Source organism: Leifsonia sp. Y878, assembly GCF_057669685.1.
In genome coordinates, this window is sequence record NZ_JBYHFS010000003.1 from 377,154 (window position 1) to 402,528 (window position 25,375).

The following is a 25,375-nucleotide window of genomic DNA, read 5'->3' on the forward strand; positions in this document are numbered from 1 at the left end:
ATCCGTTCGCATGTTCGCAATTAAGTTGTGCACAATCTAATTGCCTGTTAGCTTTATCGCATGTCAGTTGAGAACCCGCTCGCCCTCGACGATCAGCTGTGTTTTGCGCTGTACTCGGGGGACAAAGTCGTGACGTCGGCGTACCGCGAGGTGCTGGACCCGCTGGGTCTCACCTACCCGCAGTACCTCGTGATGCTCGCGCTCTGGGAGCAGGACGACGTGACCATCTCCTGGCTCGGTTCTCGCCTCGGGCTCGACAGCGGAACGCTGTCGCCGTTGCTCAAGCGACTCGAGGCAGCCGGACGGGTAACGCGCCAGCGCAGTGCGACCGATGAGCGGATGGTCATGGTCACGCTGACGAGTGACGGTCGCGACCTCAGGGCGCGTGCCCTGCGCGTTCCCCTGGAGCTGGGCACCCAGCTCGGGCTGGAGCAGGCCGAAGCTGCAGAGCTTCGGCGCATCCTCAACAAGATCTGCACCATCAACAACGCTCCTTCAGAACGAGCATCAGACACACCAGACACAAAGGAATCCCTATGAACACGCTCTACACCGCAGAAGCCCTCGCTACCGGAGGCGGCCGAAACGGCCACGTCGCAACGACGGACAACCGCATTGACCTCGCGCTTGCCATTCCAGCGGCCATGGGTGGAACCGGCAATGGCGCCAACCCAGAGCAGCTCTTCGCCGCCGGCTACGCGGCCTGCTTCCACAGCGCCCTGCAGATGGCAGCCCGTGAGCACAAGGTCAGCGTTGAGGGCTCCAGTGTCGGCGCCCAGGTGCACATCGGTGCTATCGAAGGTGGCTTCGGTCTGGCCGTGACTCTTGAGGTCGTCCTCCCCGACGTGCCAGCCGACATCGCGCAGTCGCTGGCCAGCCGTGCACATGAGGTGTGCCCGTATTCCAACGCGACCCGCGGAAACATCGTCGTGGACATCGTCGTCTCCGACGACTAAGTACACAGGCCAGTCGCGTAAGTACACAGGCCGATCGCGTAAGTACTCAGGCCGGTCGCACGCCAGCACAACGAGCATGTTATGCCTCAAACGTCACCCATATGGGTGGCACACTATGCGAAAATTAAGTTTCGGATAGAGGGAAGCATGGCGATGATTGATCAGGCCACTCGGGCCGCAGACACGCGCGAGCGTATCCTGGCGGCCGCTGCCGTTGAGTTTGCGGAGCATGGCTATGCCGGTGCCTCGATCGGCACAATCGCCGACAAAGCGGATGTGGGAAAAGGACTGGTTCAGTATCATTTCCGCGCAAAGTCCGACATTGCAGGTGCACTGATCCGGGCGGTCTTCGCACACGAGCCCGTCACCGACGAGTCGGGGGCCACGCCCCTTCGGGGGATTGATGCGATCATCGCCTCCATCCGCGAGGATGCCAGCGCCTATCGCGACGATGTTCGGGTGCGGGCAGCTGTGCGGCTGGTGCGCGAGCACGACCAGATCAACGTCCAGCTGCCAACTCCATACGTCAGCTGGATTGCCCAAATCTCGGCGATGCTTGACGACGCCATCGCCATGGGCGACGTGCGCGCCGACCTCGATTCGAAGCGCGAGGCGTACCATCTGGTTGCATATTTCAACGGGGTGCAGGAAATCTCCGGTCGGCTGACCGAGTGCGCTGACCTGCTGGAACGGATCGACGAGATGTTGCTCCGGTCACTCACCGTCGTTGGCGTAGCGGATGTCCAGCGGCGGTTGAGCGCGAATATCGGCCCTCGCCCTGCGCAGTATTTTCCGCGCCTCGATACCCAGCGCTAAAGGGTAGACGACGAGTTTTACCGTCGGGCACTTTACTGTACGATCGTACTAAGCGGCGGTTCGGCTTCTCGGCGAACGTGAATCGGGGGATTCTCGGTTTGCTGGACGCAGCCACGCCGCTAGACCGGCACAGGAGGGTGTGCCGGTAACCAGGCCGCTGCGCTGGTGGTCGGGGGACTGCCAGCGCGGTCTGGTTCTGCCCACTTCAGGAGCGCGGCGAAAGTTGCACAATGTCAACCATTGTGTAACATTGCACTCCGTGTCAGAAAGTGCAATTTGCGAGCGCGGCATTCTGCCAGCCGAGATCGAGGCCACGGCGCTCGCATCCGCTCTCGACCGGGAACCGAAACGCATTGCTTCGCTGCTCTTCGAGTCGACCAGCGCCACCACTGCCTAACCACCCACAAAACCTAAGGATTCCTAGCGATGGCCTCTCCATCATCTTCGCTCACAGCGGGGCAACCGTTGCTCCTCACGCAGAAGCGCATCTGGATCATCTTCTCCGCGCTCATTGCGGGGATGCTGCTCTCGAGCCTTGACCAGACCATTGTGTCCACGGCTATGCCGACCATCGTCGGCCAGCTGGGTGGCGTCGAGCACCAGGCGTGGATCACCACCGCCTACCTGCTTGCCACCACCATCGTGATGCCAATCTACGGAAAATTCGGTGACGTCCTCGGGCGCCGCCGCCTGTTCCTGTTCGCCATCGCGCTCTTCACGCTCGCGTCGGTTGGCTGTGCATTCGCAACCGACTTCTGGAGCTTCGTCATCTTCCGGGCCATTCAGGGTCTCGGTGGCGGTGGACTGATGATCCTCTCGCAGGCCATCATTGCCGACATCGTTCCTGCCAAGGATCGCGGCAAGTACATGGGCCCGCTGGGCGCAATCTTCGGCCTGTCCGCTGTGGCCGGACCGTTGCTCGGGGGCTTCTTCGTCGACCACCTCACGTGGGAGTGGGCGTTCTACATCAATATCCCGATCGGTATTGCCGCGTTCACCATCGCCTGGTTCGCCCTCACGCTGCCGAACAAGAAGGCCACGCGCAAGATCGACATCCTCGGCGTTGTGCTGCTCTCGGCCGCGACGACGTTCCTCATCTTCTTTACCGACTTCGGTGGCAGCAAGGACCACGGCTGGGGCGCTCTGGAGACCTGGGCGCTCGGCGCTGCCATGGTTGCTGCGATTGCGGCCTTCATCTGGGCAGAGACCCGCGCAGAAGATCCCATCATTCCGCTGTCACTCTTCCGCAACCCGATCTTCGTCAACGCCACGGCCATCGGCCTCACCCTCGGCCTCGGTATGTTCTCGGCGATTGCGTTCGTTCCGACCTTCCTGCAGATGTCGTCTGGCACGTCGGCCGCGGCATCCGGTCTGCTGATGCTGCCGATGATGGCCGGTCTGATGGGAACCTCCATCTGGTCGGGTATCGCCATCAGTAAGAGCGGCAAGTACAAGATGTACCCGATCTTCGGTACGCTCCTGACGGCCGCGGCCATGCTGGCGATGACAACGCTCAGCGCAACGACGCCCATCTGGCTGATCTGCGTCTACCTGTTCTTCTTCGGTGCTGGACTTGGCCTCATTATGCAGGTCATCGTGCTTGTCGTGCAGAACGCTGTGCCGGCTGAGGAGCTCGGAACGGCAACGAGTACGAACAACTACTTCCGTGAGGTGGGAGCCGCTCTCGGCGTTGCCATCTTCGGAGCGATCTTCACCAACTCGCTCTCCGACAAGCTGACCGCCGTCTTCACCGACGCTGGGGCATCCACAACGGATGCCGGCAGCGCGACGGCCACGCTTGACCCGCAAACACTGAGCCAGCTGCCTGATGCTGTTCGCGAAGGCGTGGTGACGGCATACGCCGACTCGCTCGCTCCCGTCTTCTGGTACCTGATCCCGTTCATCGCGCTGTCGTTCGTGCTGGCGCTGTTCCTCAAGGAGATCCCGCTCTCTGACACCGCAGGAATGGTGGCCAGGGGCGAGGCCATCGGTGGCGCTGAGGCTGAAGCGCTCTCCTCTGCGCAGTCCGCTTCGGCGCAGTCCGCTGGCGTACCCGCAACGGACGTGGCAACCGCTGGTGCAGCGGATGCGACATCCGGCACGGCAGTGTCCGACGACTCCGACGCAGAACGGGTCTAGTTCTCGGGTAGCGTCGCCGATGGCCACGCAGGCGGCCTTGCTGCTGCGGGGGAGGCGGAATAGAGTCACAACATGGCTGAGCATGCGGGAAACAAGAAGCCGCCCGTCGTGGTGGGCGTTGCACCGGGCCAACCGGCCAGGGTGGTCGTGCAGGCGGCCCGATTCGCCGCAGAGTTCGACACCACCCTGATTTGTGCGCATGTGAATCCTGGACGCTTCGTGGTCTCGGAGGGTGCGGACGGTTCGGTGTCTTCAATGCCCATCGACCCAGATTTTGCCGACACGCGTGAAGAGGAATTCGACCGCGAACTCGCGGAGACCCTCGATTCGATCCTCATCGACACCCATGTTGATTGGAGTTCGCGGGTGCTGGTGGGGGACATCCCCGTGGCGCTCGGCCATCTCGCTGACACCGTGAACGCGGCCATGATCGTGGTGGGGACCCATGAGCGATCCGTCGGTGGTGGCATTCAGGAGTTCTTCAACAGGTCGATTGGTATTCAACTGGCCCATCGCCAGTTGCGGCCCGTTGTAGTCGTTCCAGCTCGTGCCCCAGGAGCCGAGCAGAAACTGCCGTGGGAGGCAGCGTAATGGCATCCGGAGCCCGGCCCAGTTACCTCCGGTGGGCGTCGATCGGCCTTGTCGCGGCCGGAGGTGCCGTAGGTGCCGCCTGTCGTGAGGCCTTATCGCTGTGGATCCCGTCCGTCAATGGTGTGCCGATAGCCATCGCCATCATCAACGTGATCGGCGCCTTCGTGCTCGGATACCTCTACGAAGGGCTCACCCGTCTCCCGAAGGGGGACAAGACAGTGGGCAGGTTGAAGCTGCTTCTCGGCACCGGATTCTGCGGCGGGTTCACGACGTACAGTTCCCTGGCCACCGATACAGCGGTGCTGAATTCGAACGGCGACTGGGGCTGGGCGCTGCTCTATTCCCTGGGCACCGTGATCGTTGGCGCCCTTGCCACCCTGCTTGGAATTGCCATCGCCTCGAGGGCCAACGAGCACTACAAGGCCACCCACCCGGCTCCGGCCAGTCAGGATGCTGACGCAGCGCAGGGAGCACACCAATGACCCCGCTCATCTTCATCCTGTTGGCGGTCGCCGGTGGCGTTGGCGCCAGTGTGCGCCTCATCGTCGACGGTCTCATCCGCGCCAACCTGAAGACCGCATACCCGTGGGCGACAACGATCATCAACATCACCGGCTCGTTCGTTCTCGGGTTCATCACGGGTCTCACGCTCGTGCGCGTGTTGCCGACCGACCTGAACATCGTGATCGGCACCGGGTTCCTGGGGGGCTACACGACATTCAGCACCGCCAGCTACGAGACGGTACAGCTGGTCAAGCAGCGCCGGTATGGCGCGGCGCTCGGAAGCGGCATCGGAATGCTGATCGGCTGTGTGGCCGCAGCGATGCTTGGCCTCTGGCTCGGCAAGCTGGTCTAGTTCAGGTACGGGCGAGCGGATGCCGCCGGGCAGTCAGCGTGTGCCGCGAGGTGCGCGCTTAGCCTGCGCAGCGAGGGAGCTGTGGGAGCCGTGAGCACCGCTGGCGCGGTCTTCGCTCGTGCGGACGAACCGGGTCATTCCAAAGCGTTCCCCAGACTGGCGCAGCGTGTCGCTGGAGTCGACCGGCATCCGCAATGAAACGTGTGAACGTTCCTCATCCATGATGAACACGGTGACGGTGGCCTTGATTGACGGCCACTGCGCGAGGCGCGTGGCCACCAGGTTGTGAATGGCAGAGACACCGGCTGCCCTGACCACCAGCATGGCGTCATGCTCGCCGGTCATGACGATGAAGTACTCCAGCTCGGCGAGGCCGGACAACCGGCTGCGAAAGTCTGCCCATTGGCTCTGGCGCACCGTGACGAACACCATGGCCGCCACGCTCAGCCCCACCGCTGCAGGGTCGATGTCGGCATGCACGCCACGAATCACCCCTGAGCGAACCAGCGCTTCATAGCGCGTGTACGCATTCGAGCGAGAGATTCCCAGTTCCTCCGCCAGGGTCGCCACTGAGATTCGTCCGTTGTCTCGTAACATCTCGAGCATTCGTATATGAGTCTCATCAAGGTCCATCGTTGGCTCCCCCTTGTCCATCGAATCATCCATTGATCGGCTAATTAGAGATAATATTCGGCTTTGCCCGCAAGCGTCATGATTTTGTCCTTGTGTTGGCGCGCCTGCGTGCACAGTTGATCGCAAATGCCCGTAAGTTCGCGCTAACAATCCATTTCAGAGGCGAGAACGCGTCGTGTCTCCTGCACGCCGCAACGCACACCGGGGGCGCAGGGAAACTGCCATCCCGGTGTGCGCTGCCGCTGCCGGTTCCTAGCCGTTGAACTCCGCGGGGTGCGGTCCGGTACGGCCATCACGCTCGAGGGCGTCGATCGCAACGAGGTCGGCATCCGTCAGCTCGAAATCGAGAATGTTGAGGTTCTCACGGATCCGAGCAGGCGTCACCGACTTCGGGATGATGATGCGTCCCTGCTGCAGGTGCCAGCGCAGGATGACCTGGGCTGGCGTGCGGCCGAGGCGCGCCGCGATCTCCGTGATGCTTTCGTCGCTCAGCAACGCCCCCTGGGCGAGCGGGCTCCACGCCTCGGTTGCGATGCCGTGAGCGCGGTTGTAGGTCACGGTGTCGTGCTGCTGTAGGGCAGGGTGCAGTTCGATCTGGTTGACGGCCGGCACGATCGTTGCGGTGGCGGCGAGCTCGTCGCGCCGCTGCGTTCAATGCGCGCAACGCATCCCACCGGTCTCCTCGGTCTTCGCTGATTGAGGAGCGAGCGCCAGCGAATGTCTCGAATTCCAGCGAGCCAAACTGTGGACCGTGGTTGCGACCGAAGACCGGCTCACGGGGTTTTCGAAACGGCCGTGAACGGCCTCTTCGAGTCACGCGTCAAGCAGTGCCTCTGCCGGCTCAGCCGCTGCCGGCGTTCCTGCTCGCGGCCCGCTGCGCCTGGCGGCAACCGCCGCACCAATCATGAGTGACAGGGCGATGAACGTGATCAGCGCGCCGGCCCAGATCGGTGACGTGTAGCCGAGACCGGCGGTGATGGTGATGCCACCCACGGCTGCGCCGAGCGCGTTGCCGAGATTGAATGCGCCGATGTTGGCGCTCGAAACCAGCGTCGGCGCGCTTCCGCCGTACTTCATGACGCGCAGCTGCAGGCCAGGAACCGTGGCGAATCCGAAGCCGCCCATCAGCACAAGCGACGCAATGGTCATGATCTGGCTCTGCGCCGTGAGCGCGAAAAGCACGAGGACGACAGTGAGGCCAGACAGGATGACAATCAGGGCGCGATCAACGCCGCGGTCTGCGGCCTTGCCGCCGAGGACATTACCGAGGAAGAGTCCGACGCCGAAGAGTACGAGCAACCACGGCACCGTCGTGCTGGCGAATCCACTCACCTCGGTGAGCGTGTACGCGATGTAGGTGAAGGCGCCGAAGATGCCACCGAATCCGAAGATGGTGAGGAGCAGGGACAGCCAGACCTGGCCGGAGCGGAACGCGCGCAATTCTGCGCGAAGGCCGCTGGCGGCATCCGCTTCGATTCGTGGTGCGCGGGGGATGAAGGCGACGAGGCCGATGAGTGCGATGATGCCGATGATGGTGATCGCGACGAACGTTGAACGCCAGCCGAAGCTCTGGCCGAGGAAGGTGCCGAACGGTACGCCGAGCACGTTGGCGGCGGTGAGGCCCGTGAACATGATGGCGATGGCGCCGGCCTTCTTCTCAGGGGCGACGAGGCTGGCCGCGACGACGGAGCCGATACCGAAGAAGGCGCCGTGGCAGAGAGCGGCGACGATGCGACCGATCATCATGGCCGGGTAGTCGGCGGCGGTGGCTGAGATCAGGTTGCCGATGATGAACAGCACCATCAGGGCAAGGAGCACCGGCTTGCGGGGGAGGCGCGTGACGGCCGCGGTGATGAGGAGTGCTCCGACGGCGACGCTCAGCGCGTATCCCGTGATCAGCCAGCCCGCGGCTGCCTCTGTGACGTTGAAGTCGGCGGCGATGTCGGGGAGGAGGCCCATGATGACGAACTCGGTGAGTCCGATGCCGAACCCTCCGACGGCGAGGGCGATGAGGCCGAGTGGCATACGAATTCTCCAGAGATATGCAGGTGCGAGGCTAGGCAGAAACGAAGTTTGTGCTTACGCTTGTAGTTGCAGGCGCGGTATAAATCATTGCACACGCAAGTAACCCGCGCAAGCAACTACTTTGCGCGCGGAACACTCCGCGCCCAAACCCCGCGCCGGTATCACTGCACGACAGGAGCATGAACATGGGTATCGCCGACGACGCAGTCGAGATCCGCACGAGGGGATGGCGCACGCTTGCCGCCCTGCACGGACTCATCGAGACCGAACTTGAGCGAGCGCTGCAGGGGGCCGTTTCGCTCTCCGTCGTCGAATACACGGTGCTCGATGCGCTCAGCCGTCAGGACGGCTGGCACATGCGGATGCAGCAATTGGCACACGCGAGCGCCCTGAGTGCGAGTGCGACGACTCGCTTGGTCACGCGGCTGGAAGACCGGGGACTGCTGACCCGCATCCTGTGTGCCGATGACCGCCGCGGAATTTACACGGAGCTCACGGCCGCGGGCAGCGAGCTGCTTGAGACGGCCAGGCCGATTCACGATGAGACGCTGGAGCGTGCGCTGCGGAACGCGCGTGAGATCCCAGAGCTGGCGCCGCTGGTCGAGTCGCTGCCGGAGTTGGCTGGCGTGCCAGCGAGCTGAAGTCTGCCGGTCCCTGACGTGCACAATTGGCAATCCGCGCACGCGTCTGCCGCGATCCGAGGCACGGATGCCCCTATGCTCGCTGCATGGATGCACAGGCGCACTCACTGGGTCGAAAGACCGTTGCCGCATACGCGATCGGCTCGCTCGGCACCGGCGGTTTTGCCACACTGCCAGGGTTGGTGCTGGTCTACTACCTGACCGACACCCTCGGGATCACCGCGCTCGCCGCCGGTCTGGTCGTCACCCTGGCCAAGATCTGGGATATCGTCATCGACCCGATCATCGGCGCACGCAGCGACAGCAGCCTGGTCGCGACCGGGTCGCGGCGCCGATTCATGGTGCTCGGCGGCTCGTTGCTGCCGATCTTCTTCATCCTCACCTTCGCGGTGCCTGCGGGTGTTGACCGGCCCATTGCTGCGATCTGGGTGTGCCTCGCGTTCCTCATCTGCGCCACAGCGTTCAGCCTGTTTCAGGTGCCGTACATCGCTCTTCCGGCTGAACTGACCGGCGACTACGACGATCGCACCCGCCTGCTCACGTGGCGAGTAGTGGTGCTCGCGCTGGCGATCCTGTTGTTCGGGGCAGGCGGTCCGCTGTTGCGCAGCCTCAGCAGCGACGTGCGCGTCGGGTACCTGATGATGGCCATCGTTGCCGGTGTCGTGATCGGCGCCGGAATGCTGATCTCGGCATCCGTTGCCCCTCGTCATGTCGTGGTGAGCCCAGGGGAGGACTCTGTCCGCGCGCGGCATAGCCGTTGGAGCGCCGGCTACCTCAACGGCCTGCGTGCGCTGAAGCGCAGCCAGCCATTCAGGGCCTTGCTCGCTACGTTCATCCTGCAGGGATTGGCCACCGGCATCATGCTCGCCGGCGCCCAGTACGTTGCCACCTGGGTGCTGCGCTCAGAGGATGCCGTCACCTTCCTCTTCGTTGCGCTCATCGCCCCTGCTCTGGTGTGCGCACCGGTTTGGGGTGTGGTGGCCAGGCGCATCGGCAAGGAGCGCGCATTCACGATCGCCAGCGTTCTCTACGGCATCGCGGCTCTCGCGCTCGTCGGTCAGCTCTGGGCCCCAGGCACCTGGATCTACGCGCCCGTCGCCCTCGCCGGTGCTGCATACGCCGGCATGCAGTCGCTGCCCATGGCGATGTTGCCCGACGTGATCTCCTACGACGCGACAACGAACGGCGCCGGAAACGCCGGAATCTTCGGCGGCATCTGGACGGCGGGGGAGACCGCCGGCATGGCGTTCGGCGCCACAGCACTGACCGTGGTGCTCGCGCTCACCGGCTACGCGGAGCGTGTCGCAGGTGAAAGCGTCGAGCAGAGCGCAACTGCCGTAGCCGGCATCGTGATCAGCTTCAGCATCGTGCCTGCGGCGGTCATGGTGCTCAGTCTCGTCACGCTGTCTCGCTATCGCCTGCGCAAGAACGACATCGACCTGACCATCGCAACCCAGGAGGCACTTCGTGGCTGATTCGACCGACAGCGCGGCATCGACGGAGAGGTCAACGTTGACCGACAGATCCGAGCAGATCCTCGCCCGCCTCACGGAGCTGCGACAAGCGGATGCCCCCACTCACGGCGGCCACGTGCTCTCCTACGTCTACGACTCCGGCCTGGCCGAGCTCGACGAACTCGCCGCACAGGCGATCCGGATCATGCAGCCGGTCAACGGACTCGACCCGACAACGTTCCCCTCTGTCGCCGCCATGGAACGCGACATCGTTGGCTTCGCGGCCCGGATGCTGCACTGCGAGCCCGGCGAGCCCGGCGAGCAAGGCGCGCAGCCCGCCGCACCATCAGCAGCTGCCGACACCATGGTCGTCGGCACCGTCACCTCCGGAGGCACCGAGAGCTGCCTCCTCGCGGTCAAGACAGCCCGCGATGGGTGGCGCGCCAACGGTGGCACCGGTGTACCCCGCCTGCTCGCGCCTGTGACCGTGCATGCCGCCTTCCACAAGGCCGCCCACTACTTCGGCCTTGAGCTCGATCTGGTCCCCGTCGACACCGACGGGCAGGTTGATGCCAACGAGCTGATCCTCCGCTTCGGGGCTGATGTCGCCATCGTCGTCGTCTCAGCCCCGTCGTATCCGTATGCAACGCTTGACCCGATCCAGACAGTCGCTGCAGCAGCATCCGTTGCCGGTCTCTCGTGCCACGTCGATGCGTGCATCGGCGGCTGGGTGCTGCCGTGGTGGGGGAGTGACCTGCCGGCGTGGGACTTCGCGGTGCCCGGCGTCACCAGCATCTCGGCCGACCTGCACAAGTTCGGCTACGCGCCCAAGGGTGTATCGGTGCTGCTGCATCGCGGGCGGGACAGGCAGCGTCACCAGTACTTCGCCACGAAGCGCTGGCCTGGGTACCCCGTCGTGAACCCCACCATGCTCGGCTCGAAATCGGCCGGCGCCCTCGCCGCAGGGTGGGCGATCATCGAACGGCTCGGCACCGACGGTTTCGCCGAGCTCAGCCAGTCGTGCAAACAGGCAACGGATGCCCTGATCACGGCCGCAGACGCCATCGACGGGCTGCGCGTGGTCGGGTCGCCGACCGGGCCGTTGTTCGCCGTGGCAGCGGACGATGCCGTGCCCCCCGCCAGACGCGTCGACCCGCACCACCTTGCCGATCGGATGCGGCAGCTGGGCTGGCTCGTGCAACAACAGCCCGGCCTGCTCCAGCCGAACGGCGTGCAGCTGCCGCCGACCACCCACCTGACGCTCACCCCTGTCACCGAGTCTGTGGAGGGTGAGCTGATCGCCGCGATGGTGCAGGCCGCCGACGACGTGCGCGGCGTGCCAGCCGTTGATCCAGTGCATGTGCTCACCGCGCTGCCGGAATTGCCCGCGGAGGCACTGAGCGGCACGATGACGCTCACCTCTGACCAGGCCGCCGGGCTGCTGGCCAGCCTCGGAATCGGCGATGGCAGCGGCGGTGATGGTGACGCCGGCGCGAGCGCGTTGCCCGATCAGATGGCGCCGTTGCTCGCCGCGATGGAGGCACTCCCCGCTCCGCTGACCGAGCGGCTGCTCATCGAGCTGCTGGCCCGGTTGGTTGAGCCCCGTCTGTGAGGTGAGTGTCCATTGATTGAGGAGCGAGCGCCAGCGAGTGTCTCGAAATCCTCACGGCTCTCGCGCTACTTCGCCTCGAGGTCGGAGGCGAACGCCTTCTCATCTTCCTCCGACAGCGAGGTCTTGACCACCTTGCCGCCGTATGGCGCGAGCGCGGCAGTGAACTTGTCCTCGGTGAGCTTCGTCGCGTAGATCACGACGGCCGACTTTCCAGCTGAGACGGCGTCCTTCACGCGCTGGCGAAATTCGCTGTCCAGGCTTGTCTTGTCGAGCCCGGCCACCAGGGCGCCCAGGATTCCACCGGTGACCAGCCCGACAATCGGCACCAGGAACAGCAGTCCGATCACGGTGCCGAAGAGCGCGCCGCCGGCGACACCGAGGCCGACGTTGCTGGCGCTGTCCGGCGTGTGGACGTGTGTCTTGCCGTCGTTGTCGACGGTGACCAGGGCGAGTCCGGCCAGCTCAACGACCAGGTCGTCCTGCAGAGACTGGACCTGCTTATAGGCTCCCTCGGCCTGTGATTCGGTGTCGAATGCGATAACTATCAAGTCGGCCATGGGGTCTCCTATCCGTCTGCCACGGCCGGTGCCGAGGCGTGCTCCCACTCTCACCCCAGAGCGCGCAGAGAGACAAGAGCCGACACCGGATGCCGTGGCAGCGCCGCTGTCAGGCTGTGACTGTCGCGCCCGCGGTGACCGTGGTGTCCATCGTGAGCACGAGGGTGCCATCGAGGTCGACAATGCTGAGAGAAACGGATGCCGTGCAGAGGTCTCCGAGGCTGCGCAGGTGCGTGCCGCCACAGGGAATCCGAACGGTGCCCTCTGGAAGCTCGCACACCCAGTAGCGGCGATCGGTGAGCAGAGGCCCATCGCTGTCGATGTGCACAGCGGCATCGGCAGCGACCCAGCCGGCCAGCGTGGCGTTCACAAGGCTTTCGATGGCGGCCAGTTCAGCGGATGGCCCTGCGGTGAGCCCCTCGGTGACGAAGCCCTTCTTGCGCAGTGACTTGCCGAGCCGATAGGTGTCGAGCGAACCGTTCTCCCTGATCTGCGACACGTCGATCGCGATCCCATCGAAGTCCGGTGTGCCGAGGGAGTCGAGGCGCACGTCCTTCTTCCAGCGGTCGGCGACGGCGAGATTGAGAGCGAGGGATGCCGCGTGGCATCCGGTGTGGCCGGCGGAGATGAGGCGACGGTGCTCGGCGTCAACGACGACATCGACGGTGTCGCCTTCAGCCAGCGGTGTGGCCAGCGCCGCTGCCGCTTCCTGTTCCACGATGTGCACGACCACGAAGGCCCATCCCTCGGTGCCCTTGGCAACCGGGATGTCGCGGCCGACATGCAGTGCGTGCCCGTCGGTGGCACCGACGATGCAGTCACTGATGCGGATCTCTTCGGTGCCGCGCCGCAGCACGGCGTTGTCGGGCCCCTGGTCTGGCCAGCCGGCATCCACGGGGTGGCAGCTGGTCGAATCGAGCAGCACAGCCAGCCGGCCATCGGCCATCTCTTCGAGATGCAGCACCTGGCTCGTCGAGGTGAGCTCGCCGGCGGGATAGGTGACGCGGGTGTCGAGAATGGGGAGGGTCATGGGGTCCTTCTGCTTGCGGAGACGAATGCTGGTTTATCCAACACGAGAGTTTAACCAACACAGAGGTGGTGACACAGCGAAACGCTGCGGCACCACCTCTGTCGGAATGAGGAAAGAAGAATTAGCTCTTTCGTGCCTTTTCGGACGTCTCGTTCGACTTGGCCTTTTTGTCGGCTCGCTTTTCCTTCAGCGAACGATCGGCAGTCTTCTTCGATGCATCTTTACGCGGTGATTTATCAGACATAAGTGCTCCTTCCTTCAGGGCTGCAGCGGCCCTCTATCCCTGACCATACTTGGCTTCCCCGTAAAGATCATCATTCTGCTTCGTGCCCTGTCCCTTGCAGCGCTCCCCTCGTAGGCTGGTTTGGGTGAGCCCCTCCAATGACGGAGGGCCACGAGTCAGGGAAGGTTGGAAATAATGACCAGTCAATCCACCTATCGGGCAGTCTTGTTCGGACCGAATTCCATCGCTGCAGGGGAAGAGATAGACCTGGAGTATGTGGACGGCAAGGAGCAGGAAACCGTCGTGAGGACAACGGTGGAGGGCGACGACACCATTACGCGCACCTACCGCAAGGGGCGCGAGACCGCAGAGCCCATCCCGTACCGTTTCGTGGAAGAAGACGACAGCGAGGGCGAGCCGAACGTCGCCAACTGACCAGCGTCGCTTATTTACGGAGTGTCCAGCGGTCCCAGCCACGCGGCGGCGACCGTGGCGTGCGCGGACTCCGCATCCGAGGGGTGGAAGATGCCGGCGAGCACGTCACGGTAGAGCCGTCCGAGCTCGCTGCCCGCGAAGTACGACGATCCGCCGCTCACCCGAAGTGCCTGGTCGACGACATGCCTGGCGTTCTCCGTGGCGCGATGCTTGAGCCCGGCCAGCTGTGGAAACCACTGCGCCCCACGGTCGGCCATGGCATCAACGTCGTGGGCGAGCGCATCGATCTGCGGGTAGATGGCGTCCATGGCCATGGCGGCATCCGCTATCCGCCAGCGGATGTCGGGATCCTGCGCCAGCGTGCGACCCTCGTTCTTCAGGGAGGTGCGCCGGTTCGCCGCCTCGACGGCCAGTTCAAGTGCGCGTTGCCCAATGCCGGTGTAGACCGATGCCAGCAGGATCTCGAAGTTGGCGAAGATCGCGAAGATGAGCGGATCGGCATTCGGGCCTGGCGCGAGTTTGCGGAACACGCGGTCTGGCCGGGCGTACGCGCCGTCGAGGACTGTGCTCTGGCTCTGGCTGGCGCGCATGCCGAGCGTGTTCCAGTCGTCTTTCTGGGTGACGCCCGGATCGGTGCGGTCAATGAATCCCCAGACAATCTGCGGGGCATCCGCTGATGTGGTGTCGAGTCCCATGGTGCCGAGCCTGGTCCAGGCGGGGGAGAGGGACGTGAAGATCTTGGTGCCCGTGTAGCGGTATCCGCCGTCGGGCTCAGGGACGGCATCCGTTTTCGACCCAAACAGCACCAAATCGTTGCCGGGCTCGCTGACGCCGAAGCCGAAGATCTCGCCGCGTCCTGCCTCGTGCAACAGGAATGACAATGCACTGTCGCCCCTGTCACGCAGCGCGGTGGCGACTCCCGTCCAGACGAGGTGCATGTTCACGGCAAGTGCGGTGGCCGGTGCCGCGGCGGCGAGCCGGATCTGCTCCCGGCTGACCTGCTGCAGAGTGAGACCGAGTCCGCCGTACTCGTGGGGGACGAGGGCACGCAGGTAGCCGGCGGCCGTCAACTCATCGAGATCCTCGGTGAAGAACGAATTGTCTTCGTCGTAGCGGGCGGCGCGACCCCTGATGCGGCCGAGCAGCGCGTCGGTGAGGAGGGGCGCTGCGGGGGCGGGGATGCTCATGGAGTCATTCACCCCCTAAGACTAGGCAGCGGGCTGCTTGCGCGTCGACATCTTCACGATGATCAGCACGATGGCGCCGAGGATGGCCGCTGCGACGATCCACGGCAGCAGCACGCCGACCACAACGGCAGCACCGGAGACGGTGCTGAGGAGAGCCGCCCAGCCAGCTGCGATGCCACTCCAGAAGGTGTCGGGGGCGCCCGCAGCGATCACTCCTTCTGCGTAGAGGTCGAGGCTGAGGGTGGCGTAGTCGATTTGGTCGGTGAGGGCCGTGCGCTGGGACTGCAGGCTTTCCAGCTGGGCCTGGCGGTCGCTCAACGCGGTTTCGATCGTGATGAGGTCTGCGGTGGTCGTCGCCTTCTCCATGAGTGCGAGCAACCGATCGACGGATGTCTGCAGTGCGGTGATCCTCGCCTCAAGATCCTGGCTCTGTTCCGTCACATCCGACGCGTTCAACGACACGTAGTTGACGGTGCCGAGCGCCTTGAGGTCGGCCAGTGTGCGGTCAAGGTCGGCGCTCGGGATGCGCAGCAGCAGGTTGGCGCTGGCCGGCTGCGTCTCGGTCTCTGGGTTCTCGGTGCGGCTGTCGATCCGGCCGCCGGCCTGTTCGGTGATGGTCACTGCGCTCTGGGCCGCGGCAATGGGATCGGCGACGGTCAGAGACGCGGAGCCGTTGGTGATGACGTCCCTGTTGCCGCTGCTCACCTCGCCGGTGCTGGGGTCGATCGCGGTCAATTCGTCGCCGGCGACGATTCCGCCGGTTGCCGGCATCTGGCGGACGGACGAATCGGCGCTGGAACTGCCACTGGAATCAGAGCTCTGCGAGCCATCCGTCGCGGTGCACCCGGCGAACAGCAGGGTGACGGCAACAACGGCGGCGGTGGCGACAACGGCGGCGACTCTTCGTCTCATGGCTCAAATGTAGGGGGAGCGCGGCCATCGTTATCTGGATGAACTCTGAGAGTCGGGTCACAATCCCGTCTCGGGTATGCCGACCCCCGTATCGTCGAAAGGGAGGCGCACACAATGCGCCCGTGTATGACCGTTCGTATTCACAAGGGAGAAACCATGGGATTCGCAGACGACGCAAAAGAAACTCTCGACGCGGCAGGCAAGAAGATCAGCCGCACGGTTGAGGACACCAAGGACAGGGTCGGCGACAAGATCGACGAGGCCAAGGCCGACGCCAACGTGAAGAAGGCTGAAGCCGAGCGCGACAGCACCCAGGCCAGGAATGACGCCAAAGAGAAGCTGCGCGGAGACAATTAACGTATGAGCTGGTGGGCGGAGTTCACTGCACTCTTTGACCGAACACGCCCACCACTCCTGCACATTGCAACGGATGAGGGGCAGGGTCCCGTCGTCATCCTGGTGCACGGTGTGGCGTCATCGTCGGTGACGTTCCATGCCCTCATCCCGTTGCTGGTGTCGAACCACAGGGTGATCGCCGTCGACATCCTGGGTTTCGGCGAATCTCCGGCCCCAGCTGACTGCGAGTACACGCTGGAGGATCACGTCGACGCGCTCGCGGCGACCATCCGTTCACTGCGGCTCAGGGAGCCGTTCACCCTCATCGGCCACTCGCTGGGCAGCCTGATCGTGAGCCGGTTTGCGGCGTCGTATCGGCCGCTGCCCGGCCAGCGGAACACCGTACGACATGTGGTGCTTGCGGGCCCGCCCGTCTATCTGGCACCCACCGAGATCGGCGATCCACGGATCCGCGCCAGGGTCAGCGCCTACCTGCGCGCCTATGACTTCCTGGCCGCCAACAAAGAATTCACACTGGCCAATGCCGCCATCGTCGCGCGACTCTTGCCCAAGGGCATCTTCGAGATCACCGAGAAAAACTGGAATCCGTTCATCAAGTCGCTGAAGAACTGCATCCAGTCGCAAACGCTGGTGAGTGACGTCGCCAGCCTCCGCGTGCCCGTCGATGTCATCTACGGCGCGCTGGACGCGTTCATCCCGCCTGGCAGCATGTCGGTGATTGAACGGATGCGACACGTCACCATGCATCGAGTCGAGGCGAACGACCACATTATTCGGAGGCGGCTGGCTCGGGTGATCGCCGGGGTGGTGAACGCCGACATGGTGAACACTGGCGTCGGCCGTACCGGTCGCTCCGACGACACGCGCGTCGCCGCTGGCTCGTCGGAGTAGCTGTCAGGCCGGCTCATCCAACCAACTGATCCAACCAGCCTCGCCCGACCAGCGTCGTCGACTGGCTAGGCTGGCCCCATGCGCACACAGATCCTGGGACGAACTGGCCGAACTGTATCCGTGATCGGACTCGGCACCTGGCAGTTGGGTGCCGACTGGGGCGACGTGTCAGAGAGCGACGCTGTTGCCGTGCTTGCGGCATCCGCTGAATCCGGCGTCACCTTCTTCGACACCGCCGACGTCTACGGCGACGGGCGCAGCGAGCAGATCATTGGGCACTTCCTGCACGATCACCCGTCTGAGGCGGCTGCCGGTGGGGAGATCACCGTGGCGACGAAGATGGGCCGCAGGGTCGACCAGATCCCGGAGAACTACGTGCTGGAGAACTTCCGGGAGTGGACGGACCGCTCCCGCCGCAACCTGAACACCCAGACGCTCGACCTGGTGCAGCTGCACTGCCCGCCGACCGCTGTCGTGGAGTCCGGCGAGGTGTACGACGCGCTCGACACCCTGGTCGATGAGGGCGTCATCGCCAACTACGGGTTGAGCGTTGAGACCTGCGACCAGGCGCTCGCGGCGATTGCGCGTCCTGGCACGGCCACGGTGCAGATCATCCTGAACGCGTTCAGGCTGAAACCGCTCGACGCCGTGCTGCCGGCGGCGAACGCTGCCGGTGTCGGCATCATCGCGCGGGTACCGTTGGCCAGCGGCCTGCTCACCGGCAAATACACCAGGCAGACCACATTCGCCGAGAATGACCACCGCAACTTCAACCGCGACGGCAGCCACTTCGACGTGGGGGAGACATTCTCAGGCGTCGACTACGAGACCGGCCTGACAGCCGCCGCCGAGTTCGCCGCGCTCGTCGCCCGCGAAGACCCTGAGCTGACGCCCGCACAGGCTGCGCTGGCGTGGGTATCGCAGCTGGACGGCGTGAGCTCGGTGATTCCCGGCGCCCGCTCGGTGGAGCAGGCGGCTGCCAATGCGGCTGCCGGTTCGGTGGCGCCGTTGAGTGAAGCATTCAACGCCGGTGTGCGGGACATCTACGACCGGCTGCTGCGCGCGCAGATTCACCCGCGCTGGTAGCTGGTGCTGGGTCGCCCCAGTCCAGGTCGCCCTAGTCCAGGTCGCCCTAGTCCAGGTCGCCCTAGTCGAGGTCGCCTTAATCGAGGTCGTCTGGGTCCTTGCCCGTGCGCTCACCGGAGTCGAGTGCGGCGATCGCCTGCATCTCGTCGGCAGTGAGCGTGAAATCGAAGACGTCGAGGTTGGCCACGATGCGCTCAGGCGTGACGGATTTCGGAATGACGACGTTGCCGAGTTCGACGTGCCAGCGGATGACGACCTGGGCCGCCGACTTGCCGTAGCGTTCGCCGATCTCGTCGAGGGTGCTGTTACCGATAGCCCTGCCCCTGGCCAGCGGTGACCAGGCCTCAGTGAGGATGTCGTGCGCAGCGTCGCAAGCGCGCATTGCACTCTGCTGCAACCAGGGGTGCAGCTCGATCTGGTTGATCACCGGGGTGATCGACGTCTCTGCGAGCAGCCGGTCGAGGTGGTGGTCGTGGAAGTTGGAGACACCGATGGAGCGCGCACGGCCCTCGGCGTGCAGCGTCTCGAGCGCGCGGTAGGTGTCGATGTAACGGTCCTGCTTCGGCGCCGGCCAGTGGATGAGGTACAGGTCGACGTAGTCGAGGCCCAGTTTGGCCAGGCTCGTGTCGAACGCGCGCAGGGTGCTGTCATAGCCCTGGTCGCTGTTCCACACCTTCGTGGTGACGAAGAGGTCGTCCCGTGGCACGGCGACCCTGGCGATACCGGCGCCGACCCCGACCTCATTCTCGTAGAGCGCCGCGGTGTCTATGTGACGGTACCCAGCGGTAATGGCGGTCTCGACGGCATCCGCTGCGAGGTTGTCGGCGATCTTGTAGACGCCGAGACCGACCTGCGGAATGGTGCGGCCGTCGTTCATGGGGAGGCGGGGGGATGCCGTCATGGGGTGCACCTAACTAGTTGAGTTGCGATGTGAAGTGCTAGGACGCCTGGATGGGTACCGGGGCTGTATCGGGGATCGGGCCGGCATCGCGGCCGCGGAGGTCGGGGTGCCAACGGCGACCGAGCGCCGGAATAATGCAGCCGAGGGCGGCGAAGCTTGCCGCGACGACGAGGGCCGCCTGGCCGCCGTATGTATCGATCAGGACGCCGGCGATCGCGGATCCGAGGGCGGCGCCGATGAGCTGTCCGGTGCCGACCCAGCCGTATGCCTCCGCGGTGTCGGAGAATTTGACGCTCGCAGACACGATGCCGAACAACACGGCGAGGGCTGGCGCCATGCCGATTCCGGCGATGAACAGCGTGGCGGAAAGCCACCAGAAATCGAGCGAGAAGCAGGCCAGGATCATGCCGATTGTCACAACGAGCATGCGACTGGCCAGCGCCCACGGGCCGATGGGCATGTGCCCGAGTGCGAGTCCACCGATGAGGGAGCCGAGAGCGAAGATAGCGAGCACCCAGCCTGAGTCCGTACTGCCATGACCGAAGGACGCCACAACGCCGGCCTCGACGGACGCGGCTGATGCCACGAGCATGAATCCGACGATGGTGCTGAGCAGTACGGCCGGGCGCTTGAGCACGACACCGAGTCGTCGCTTGCTGCGCGGAATGCGAACACGGCCGACTTCTGGGGACGCGACGAACCAGATTCCACCACCGATAAGGAACGCAGCGGCCAGCAGAATGCCGGCGACCGAACTGACCTGGATCGCCACAAACGTCGCGATGACCGGGCCGAGTACCCAGATGATCTCCTGCGCTGATGCGTCGAGGGAGAACAACGGCGTGAGCTGGGTGGAGTTGACCATTTTCGGGTAGATGGTGCGGACGGCCGGCTGGATGGGTGGCATCGACAGGCCGGCAATGAAGCCGACGACGATGAGTCCAGGCATCGGGAGCGACAGGACGGCCATGAGGATGATGGACGCAGAGCAAATGGCGATCGTGATGAGGATGACAGGACGCATGCCCCACCGCCCCATGAGCCGGCTGGTGAGCGGGCCTGCGATGGCCTGGCCGATGCTCATGGCGCCCAGCACGATACCCGCCGCTGCATATGAGTTGTAGACCTGTTCAATGTGAATCAGGAATGCGATCGAGAGCATTCCGAACGGGAAACGCGCCGTGAGCTGAGCTGCGATGATTCGGCCGACGCCCGGGGTCTTCAGAAGGTTGATGTAGCTGCTCACAATTAATCAAGTCTACGTCTCTCAGGGCGATTGCGGGCGCGAGGGCGGATGCAGCCGGCCCCCTGAAAGATCGACCTGGGCGGCATCGAAACCACTACCGTTGACTGCGTGACCATCCTGATTTCTGCGAAGCAGCTTGCCGAAGAACTGGCCGTACGTGACAACGTCCGCGTGATCGATGTGCGGTGGTCGCTCGGCGGCCCGCCCGGCCTCGGCGAATACCTGCGCGGGCATATTCCGTCTGCTGCGTATGCCGACCTCGACACAGAACTTGCGCGACATGGGGAGCCGACGGAGGGCAGGCATCCGGTGCCGACTCGAGAGCAGTTGCAGGCCGCGGCCAGACGGTGGGGCGTCAACGATGGCGACACCGTTGTGGTCTACGACGGTCAGGGCAACTTTGCAGCGGCCAGGGCCTGGTGGTTGTTGAAGGATGCCGGGGTGAGCGATGTTCGTCTCCTCGACGGCGCTCTGCCGGCCTGGGTGGCGGCCGGACTGCCGCTGGCAGACGGCGATGAGCAGATTTCCGCCGGCTCGATCACGCTTGACTCTGGGCGGATGCCGACTCTGAACGCGGATGCCGCTGCCGAGGTAGCGATGACCGGCGTGCTGCTCGATGCGCGAGCCGGCGCTCGGTATCGCGGGGAGACGGAACCCATCGACCCGCGGGCCGGCCATATTCCGGGGGCACGCAGTGCGCCGACGACCGAGAACGTGGATGCTGACGGACGATTCCTGCCACCGGAGGTGCTGCAGGCGCGGTTTGAAGCGCTGGGTGTCGGAACGGGGGAAGCTGGCGCTGCTGCTGCTGCACAGGTCGGGGTGTATTGCGGCTCCGGTGTCACCGCGGCGCACGAGGCCGTGGCGCTGACGCTCGCCGGGTATGAGCCGGCGCTCTACCCAGGCTCGTGGTCGCAATGGTCAAACCTGCCAGACCGCCCGGTGGAAACCGGCGACCAGCGGGCCTGAAACTCGGTGGCCTGAACCTTCGTGGCCGAGGAGGTTACGCCGGAAATCGCGCGGACCGGTCGACCGCAGCCAGAATGACGTCGCCGAGCTCTGCTGGCTTGGTGAACTGTGGCCAGTGTCCCGTCGGCAGGTCGACATATTCGACATCGCGCAGGCGTCCGAGCTCTGCCACATAGGGGTGGCCCTCCTCGACCCATTTGATGAACAAGGAGGACGGCATCTCGCACGCGATGACTGTCGCCGGCACGTCGAAGCGACGCTCGTCGTGCAGCTGCTGTTCGTCATAGGCCACGCCACGAGGTTCGGGGATGGCGCGTGCGCGGAACTGTGCGCGCAGATCATCGTCCAGATCAACGAGGTCTTCATCCTCGAAGAGCTCCCATGGCGGCAATGGAATGTCATCGCCCTCAAACGGCAGGCTGTCGTTGATGGCGGAGCCCGCTGCGAGCGGTCCGCTGTCAACGTAGATGCCGCGCGCCACGCGCTCCGGACGTTCATCGATCGCCCCATAGATGATCGCCCCGCCCCCGGAGTGGCCCACGAGAATGACGGGCCCTTCGATGGCGTCGACTGCCGCAACCACCGCGTCGATGTGGGTGCGCAGTCCGATGCCGGCCCGCGGAGAATTCACCGATTCCAGTCCAGGCAGCGTGAGCGGATGCACCCGGTGCCCCGCGGACTCCAGCGGAGGCGTGACGTTCGACCACGACGATGCATCCAACCAGAACCCGGGAACCAAGATGATGTCCATGCCGAGACCCTAGGGGCAAGACCGGTGTCGGACAAGTGGCGCAGCAGCCGGAGAGACCGCCGGAATGCGGTATTCAAAACGTTATCTACGCACCGAATCAGCGTGCGAGGCCTGTTATAGGCTCAAGAATGTCCGTGGTTGAACGCTCGTATCATGCCCGGATTCGTACCAACCAGATTTGAATAGCCCGAGAAATAAGAAGGTTGAAATGCGCGCAAAATTCGCAATCCCGGCAGTGGCCGCAGCTGCCGTTGCCCTTATCTTCACCGGTTGTGTAGACAACTCGGAACCATCTACGAGCACATCGAGCAGCGCAACGAGCGCTATCTCCAAAGATGACGCCGCCGCAGCGCTTGTTCCCGCAGACATCGCGAGCACCGGAACGCTCCTGATCGGCACAGACGCGGCGTACCCGCCGAACGAGTACAAGGACGAGTCCGGCCAGCCGATCGGCTGGGGAATTGAGATCTCCAACGGAATCGCGGCCAAGCTTGGCCTGACCCCTGAGTACCAGGTCGCCAAGTTCGAGAACATCATCCCGAGCATCACGGGCGGCAAGGTCCAGATCGGCGAATCGTCATTCACCGACAACGTCGAGCGTGAGAAGCAGGTCGACTTCGTCAACTACTACAACGCCGGCATCCTGTGGGCTTCTCCGGCCGGTAAGACGGTCGACCCCGACAACGCCTGTGGGCTGAAGGTCGCCGTTCAGACCGGGACGGTCGAGGAGACCGACGAACTCCCGGCAAAGAACGAGGCCTGTGCGGCCGCGGGCAAGCCGGCCATCGAGGTTCAGAAGTATGACGCACAGGAAGAAGCCACCAACGCCGTCGTGCTCGGCAAGGCCGACGCGCTGAGCGCCGACTCACCCGTCACCGGCTATGCCATCTCCAAGACCGACGGCAAGCTCCAGGCCGCAGGCAAGAGCTTCGACGTGGCACCGTACGGTATCGCCACCCAGAAGGGCTCTGAGATGACCAAGGCCGTGCAGGCTGCCCTGCAGTCCATGGTCGACGACGGTTCCTACGCCGAGATCCTCGACGCCTGGGGCGTTTCGGATGGCGGCATCACCGAGATCACCATCAACGCTGCGTCGAACGGCTAATGACCGACACCGTGCAGAGCTCTCCGGCGGCAACCCCGCCGGAGAGTGGCGGTGAGTCCGCGCCGATCAAGGCGATCCGGCTGAAGCATCCCTGGCGCAACACGTTCGCCGTTGTGCTGGTCGTGATCTTCGCGCTGTTCATCATCGATGCGGCTGGCCGCCCGGCGTACGACTGGCCGGAGGTGGGAAAGTACCTGTTCGACCGTCGCATCAGCGAGGCCGCATTCGTGACCCTCCAGCTGACGGTCTATTCCATGGTGATCGCCATCGTGCTCGGAGTTGCGCTGGCCGTCATGCGGCTGTCACCGAATCCGGTCTTGAAGAGCATCTCCTGGTTCTACCTCTGGGTTTTCCGCGGCACACCGATCTACGTGCAGCTGACCTTCTGGGGTCTCGTTTCCATCATCTACTCCACCATCGACATCGGAATCCCGTTCATGGAGCCGTGGTTCTCGATCGGTACCAACGCTGCGGTCACGCCGTTCATGCTCGCGGTCATTGGATTGTCGCTGAACGAAGCGGCCTATATGGCTGAAATCGTGCGGGCCGGTTTGCTGTCCGTGGATAGTGGCCAGGAGGAAGCATCGACAGCGCTCGGGATGAGCTGGTTCCAGACCATGTGGCGCGTCATCCTGCCGCAGTCGATGCGCGTGATCATCCCGCCCACGGGCAACGAGGTCATCTCGATGCTGAAGACGACCTCGCTCGTCATTGCCGTGCCGTTCAGCTTCGACCTGTACGCGCGGTCCCGCGACATCTCGGTTGAGACGTTCAATCCCATCCCGCTGCTGATCGTGGCATCCATTTGGTATCTGTTCTTCACCTCGATCCTGATGGTCGGCCAGTACTTCCTGGAGAGACGCTTCGCCAGGGGCGTCGGCGATCGGCGCCCAGACAAGAAGGACGACCAGACGACGATCACCGGCACCCTGCCCGTGACCGCCGCCAACCAGCCGACGGTCGTGCTGCCTCCGACTGACAATGACAACCCACCGATCAACCCTGGGCACGGAGGCATGCGATGACCGAGACGTTTATCCCGGTTCCTCCCGTCAGCACCGATGTGCCCATGGTGTTGGCAGAGGGCGTTTCGAAGAGCTTCGGCTCGAACCAGGTGCTGAAGAGCATCTCCCTCGAGGTGAAGCGGGGTGAGGTGATGTGCCTGGTCGGCCCGTCGGGTTCTGGCAAGTCCACGTTCCTGCGGTGCATCAACCACCTCGAGGTGCTCACCGCCGGCCGGCTGAGCGTCGACGGCGAACTCGTCGGCTTCCGTGAGGCCAACGGCAAGCTGTACGAGCTGCGCCCGAAGGAAGCGGCTCGGCAGCGCCGCGAGATCGGGATGGTCTTCCAACGCTTCAACCTGTTCCCGCACATGACCGCGCTCGAGAACGTGATGGAAGCCCCGATGCGGGTGAAGAAGCAACGCAAGTCAGAGGTGGAGCAGCGCGCTCGTGAGTTGCTCGCTCGCGTTGGACTTGCGGATCGCTCCGACTACTACCCTGCGCACCTGTCAGGCGGACAGCAGCAGCGGGTCGCGATCGCCAGGGCACTGGCCATGGAACCGAAGCTCATGCTCTTCGACGAGCCGACCAGTGCGCTCGATCCAGAGCTCGTCGGTGAGGTCCTCGATGTCATGAAGGGCCTGGCTGCATCGGGCATGACCATGATCGTGGTCACCCACGAGATGGGCTTTGCTCGCGAGGTCGCCGACTCGATGGTCTTCATGGACGGCGGCGTCGTCGTCGAATCTGGTGACCCGCGTGAAGTGCTGGCGAACCCGCAGCACCAGCGCACGCAGGCGTTCCTGTCGAAGGTGCTGTAGGCCGTCGCGCAGGTGCCGTAGCTAGTCGCGCTCCGGCGAGCGTCAATGGGGCGAACAGCCATCCGATGTCAGCTGGGCGCGCGAAAGCCCCTCTGGCGCGCGATATTTCACGCGCCAGAGGGGATTCCGCGCGCCAGGGCGTGGAAGTCGTGACCGAAGGTCATTCTCGACGGCGGCCCG

The 25,375-nt window shown here is 64.3% G+C and carries 30 protein-coding genes; 19 read left to right on the plus strand and 11 right to left on the minus strand.

The genetic code is table 11. The annotated features are described in order from the left end of the window. Window positions 1-60: 60 nt before the first annotated feature. The 8 genes from AC25Y4_RS12930 (at window position 61) to crcB (ending at window position 5,358) form a co-directional block, all read left to right on the plus strand. Window positions 61-540 carry a MarR family winged helix-turn-helix transcriptional regulator gene (locus AC25Y4_RS12930; protein WP_488120823.1) on the plus strand — a complete coding sequence of 160 codons (480 nt, stop codon included), beginning with the start codon at window positions 61-63 and terminating at the stop codon, window positions 538-540. Next, a complete protein-coding gene (locus AC25Y4_RS12935) occupies window positions 537-956 on the plus strand; it encodes an organic hydroperoxide resistance protein (RefSeq protein ID WP_488120824.1) in 420 nt (139 codons plus the stop codon). Before AC25Y4_RS12930 ends, AC25Y4_RS12935 begins: the two co-directional genes overlap by 4 nt. Before the next feature lie 147 nt (window positions 957-1,103). Next, window positions 1,104-1,772 carry a TetR family transcriptional regulator gene (locus tag AC25Y4_RS12940; RefSeq protein ID WP_488120825.1) on the plus strand — a complete coding sequence of 223 codons (669 nt, stop codon included), beginning with the start codon at window positions 1,104-1,106 and terminating at the stop codon, window positions 1,770-1,772. Window positions 1,773-2,031: 259 nt separating this feature from the next. Beyond that, window positions 2,032-2,169, plus strand: a complete 138-nt coding sequence (locus tag AC25Y4_RS12945) for a hypothetical protein (protein ID WP_488120826.1) — start codon at window positions 2,032-2,034, stop codon at window positions 2,167-2,169. Window positions 2,170-2,198: 29 nt separating this feature from the next. Then, on the plus strand, window positions 2,199-3,911 hold the full coding sequence (locus tag AC25Y4_RS12950) for an MDR family MFS transporter (protein ID WP_488120827.1): 1,713 nt from the start codon (window positions 2,199-2,201) through the stop codon (window positions 3,909-3,911). 72 nt (window positions 3,912-3,983) lie between these two features. Continuing rightward, window positions 3,984-4,502 (plus strand): universal stress protein, encoded by a 519-nt coding sequence (locus AC25Y4_RS12955; RefSeq protein WP_488120828.1) that lies wholly within the window; start codon window positions 3,984-3,986, stop codon window positions 4,500-4,502. Then, window positions 4,502-4,984: a fluoride efflux transporter FluC gene (locus AC25Y4_RS12960; protein ID WP_488120829.1), complete on the plus strand. Its 483-nt coding sequence runs from the start codon at window positions 4,502-4,504 to the stop codon at window positions 4,982-4,984. Before AC25Y4_RS12955 ends, AC25Y4_RS12960 begins: the two co-directional genes overlap by 1 nt. Further along, a complete protein-coding gene (gene crcB, locus AC25Y4_RS12965; protein WP_488120830.1) occupies window positions 4,981-5,358 on the plus strand; it encodes a fluoride efflux transporter CrcB in 378 nt (125 codons plus the stop codon). Before AC25Y4_RS12960 ends, crcB begins: the two co-directional genes overlap by 4 nt. A 33-nt stretch (window positions 5,359-5,391) precedes the next feature. Here crcB and AC25Y4_RS12970 read toward each other — a convergent pair whose 3' ends face one another. The 3 genes from AC25Y4_RS12970 to AC25Y4_RS12980 all read right to left on the minus strand — a co-directional run bounded on the left by AC25Y4_RS12970 (window position 5,392) and on the right by AC25Y4_RS12980 (window position 8,016). After that, window positions 5,392-6,024, minus strand: coding sequence for an Lrp/AsnC family transcriptional regulator (locus AC25Y4_RS12970; protein WP_488120831.1), 633 nt, complete (start codon window positions 6,022-6,024; stop codon window positions 5,392-5,394). Window positions 6,025-6,243: 219 nt separating this feature from the next. After that, window positions 6,244-6,606: an aldo/keto reductase gene (locus AC25Y4_RS12975; RefSeq protein WP_488120905.1), complete on the minus strand. Its 363-nt coding sequence runs from the start codon at window positions 6,604-6,606 to the stop codon at window positions 6,244-6,246. Between the two features lie 198 nt (window positions 6,607-6,804). Further along, on the minus strand, window positions 6,805-8,016 hold the full coding sequence (locus tag AC25Y4_RS12980) for an MFS transporter (protein ID WP_488120832.1): 1,212 nt from the start codon (window positions 8,014-8,016) through the stop codon (window positions 6,805-6,807). A 185-nt stretch (window positions 8,017-8,201) separates the two neighbouring features. Between AC25Y4_RS12980 and AC25Y4_RS12985 the strand changes: the two genes are divergently transcribed. From AC25Y4_RS12985 to AC25Y4_RS12995, 3 genes are all read left to right on the plus strand, one after another. Continuing rightward, on the plus strand, window positions 8,202-8,657 hold the full coding sequence (locus AC25Y4_RS12985) for a MarR family winged helix-turn-helix transcriptional regulator (RefSeq protein WP_488120833.1): 456 nt from the start codon (window positions 8,202-8,204) through the stop codon (window positions 8,655-8,657). A gap of 86 nt (window positions 8,658-8,743) precedes the next feature. Next, window positions 8,744-10,132 carry an MFS transporter gene (locus tag AC25Y4_RS12990; RefSeq protein WP_488120834.1) on the plus strand — a complete coding sequence of 463 codons (1,389 nt, stop codon included), beginning with the start codon at window positions 8,744-8,746 and terminating at the stop codon, window positions 10,130-10,132. After that, entirely contained in the window at window positions 10,125-11,723 is a 1,599-nt protein-coding gene (locus tag AC25Y4_RS12995) for a pyridoxal phosphate-dependent decarboxylase family protein (protein WP_488120835.1), read from the plus strand. Before AC25Y4_RS12990 ends, AC25Y4_RS12995 begins: the two co-directional genes overlap by 8 nt. 65 nt (window positions 11,724-11,788) lie before the next feature. On the opposite strand, the gene AC25Y4_RS13000 is transcribed toward AC25Y4_RS12995, so the two are convergent. From AC25Y4_RS13000 to AC25Y4_RS13010, 3 genes are all read right to left on the minus strand, one after another. Then, window positions 11,789-12,280 carry a DUF1269 domain-containing protein gene (locus tag AC25Y4_RS13000; RefSeq protein ID WP_488120836.1) on the minus strand — a complete coding sequence of 164 codons (492 nt, stop codon included), beginning with the start codon at window positions 12,278-12,280 and terminating at the stop codon, window positions 11,789-11,791. Window positions 12,281-12,389: 109 nt separating this feature from the next. Then, window positions 12,390-13,310: an alanyl-tRNA editing protein gene (locus AC25Y4_RS13005; RefSeq protein ID WP_488120837.1), complete on the minus strand. Its 921-nt coding sequence runs from the start codon at window positions 13,308-13,310 to the stop codon at window positions 12,390-12,392. A 121-nt stretch (window positions 13,311-13,431) separates the two neighbouring features. Continuing rightward, window positions 13,432-13,554 (minus strand): hypothetical protein, encoded by a 123-nt coding sequence (locus tag AC25Y4_RS13010; RefSeq protein ID WP_414802663.1) that lies wholly within the window; start codon window positions 13,552-13,554, stop codon window positions 13,432-13,434. Between the two features lie 174 nt (window positions 13,555-13,728). On the opposite strand from AC25Y4_RS13010, the gene AC25Y4_RS13015 reads away from it, so the two are divergent. Then, window positions 13,729-13,968, plus strand: a complete 240-nt coding sequence (locus tag AC25Y4_RS13015; RefSeq protein ID WP_488120838.1) for a hypothetical protein — start codon at window positions 13,729-13,731, stop codon at window positions 13,966-13,968. 14 nt (window positions 13,969-13,982) lie between these two features. Here the strand turns inward: AC25Y4_RS13015 and AC25Y4_RS13020 are convergent, their stop codons facing one another. Together AC25Y4_RS13020 and AC25Y4_RS13025 are read right to left on the minus strand one after the other, a co-directional pair. Beyond that, window positions 13,983-15,155 carry an acyl-CoA dehydrogenase family protein gene (locus AC25Y4_RS13020; protein WP_488120906.1) on the minus strand — a complete coding sequence of 391 codons (1,173 nt, stop codon included), beginning with the start codon at window positions 15,153-15,155 and terminating at the stop codon, window positions 13,983-13,985. 21 nt (window positions 15,156-15,176) lie between these two features. Further along, on the minus strand, window positions 15,177-16,067 hold the full coding sequence (locus AC25Y4_RS13025) for a DUF4349 domain-containing protein (RefSeq protein ID WP_488120839.1): 891 nt from the start codon (window positions 16,065-16,067) through the stop codon (window positions 15,177-15,179). A gap of 156 nt (window positions 16,068-16,223) precedes the next feature. On the opposite strand from AC25Y4_RS13025, the gene AC25Y4_RS13030 reads away from it, so the two are divergent. The 3 genes from AC25Y4_RS13030 to AC25Y4_RS13040 all read left to right on the plus strand — a co-directional run bounded on the left by AC25Y4_RS13030 (window position 16,224) and on the right by AC25Y4_RS13040 (window position 18,401). Further along, window positions 16,224-16,424 (plus strand): hypothetical protein, encoded by a 201-nt coding sequence (locus tag AC25Y4_RS13030; protein ID WP_488120840.1) that lies wholly within the window; start codon window positions 16,224-16,226, stop codon window positions 16,422-16,424. Window positions 16,425-16,427: 3 nt separating this feature from the next. Then, the gene (locus AC25Y4_RS13035) at window positions 16,428-17,315 is read left to right on the plus strand and encodes an alpha/beta fold hydrolase (RefSeq protein WP_488120841.1); all 888 of its coding nucleotides are present in this window, start codon (window positions 16,428-16,430) and stop codon (window positions 17,313-17,315) included. Between the two features lie 78 nt (window positions 17,316-17,393). After that, complete coding sequence (locus AC25Y4_RS13040; RefSeq protein ID WP_488120842.1) at window positions 17,394-18,401, plus strand: aldo/keto reductase; 1,008 nt, start codon at window positions 17,394-17,396, stop codon at window positions 18,399-18,401. A gap of 76 nt (window positions 18,402-18,477) precedes the next feature. On the opposite strand, the gene AC25Y4_RS13045 is transcribed toward AC25Y4_RS13040, so the two are convergent. Further along, window positions 18,478-19,302: an aldo/keto reductase gene (locus AC25Y4_RS13045; protein ID WP_488120843.1), complete on the minus strand. Its 825-nt coding sequence runs from the start codon at window positions 19,300-19,302 to the stop codon at window positions 18,478-18,480. Window positions 19,303-19,339: 37 nt separating this feature from the next. Then, the gene (locus AC25Y4_RS13050) at window positions 19,340-20,548 is read right to left on the minus strand and encodes an MFS transporter (protein WP_488120844.1); all 1,209 of its coding nucleotides are present in this window, start codon (window positions 20,546-20,548) and stop codon (window positions 19,340-19,342) included. 108 nt (window positions 20,549-20,656) lie between these two features. On the opposite strand from AC25Y4_RS13050, the gene AC25Y4_RS13055 reads away from it, so the two are divergent. Beyond that, window positions 20,657-21,517: a sulfurtransferase gene (locus AC25Y4_RS13055; RefSeq protein WP_488120845.1), complete on the plus strand. Its 861-nt coding sequence runs from the start codon at window positions 20,657-20,659 to the stop codon at window positions 21,515-21,517. A gap of 34 nt (window positions 21,518-21,551) precedes the next feature. On the opposite strand, the gene AC25Y4_RS13060 is transcribed toward AC25Y4_RS13055, so the two are convergent. Then, the gene (locus AC25Y4_RS13060) at window positions 21,552-22,268 is read right to left on the minus strand and encodes an alpha/beta fold hydrolase (protein WP_488120846.1); all 717 of its coding nucleotides are present in this window, start codon (window positions 22,266-22,268) and stop codon (window positions 21,552-21,554) included. Between the two features lie 208 nt (window positions 22,269-22,476). Between AC25Y4_RS13060 and AC25Y4_RS13065 the strand changes: the two genes are divergently transcribed. Genes AC25Y4_RS13065 through AC25Y4_RS13075 form a run of 3 tightly spaced genes read left to right on the plus strand, consistent with a single transcriptional unit; the run spans window position 22,477 to window position 25,195 of the window. Beyond that, a complete protein-coding gene (locus tag AC25Y4_RS13065) occupies window positions 22,477-23,373 on the plus strand; it encodes an ABC transporter substrate-binding protein (protein WP_488120847.1) in 897 nt (298 codons plus the stop codon). Next, a complete protein-coding gene (locus tag AC25Y4_RS13070; RefSeq protein ID WP_488120848.1) occupies window positions 23,373-24,398 on the plus strand; it encodes an amino acid ABC transporter permease in 1,026 nt (341 codons plus the stop codon). The genes AC25Y4_RS13065 and AC25Y4_RS13070 overlap by 1 nt, the downstream gene beginning before the upstream one ends. Continuing rightward, entirely contained in the window at window positions 24,395-25,195 is an 801-nt protein-coding gene (locus AC25Y4_RS13075; protein ID WP_488120849.1) for an amino acid ABC transporter ATP-binding protein, read from the plus strand. Before AC25Y4_RS13070 ends, AC25Y4_RS13075 begins: the two co-directional genes overlap by 4 nt. Window positions 25,196-25,375: the final 180 nt, after the last annotated feature.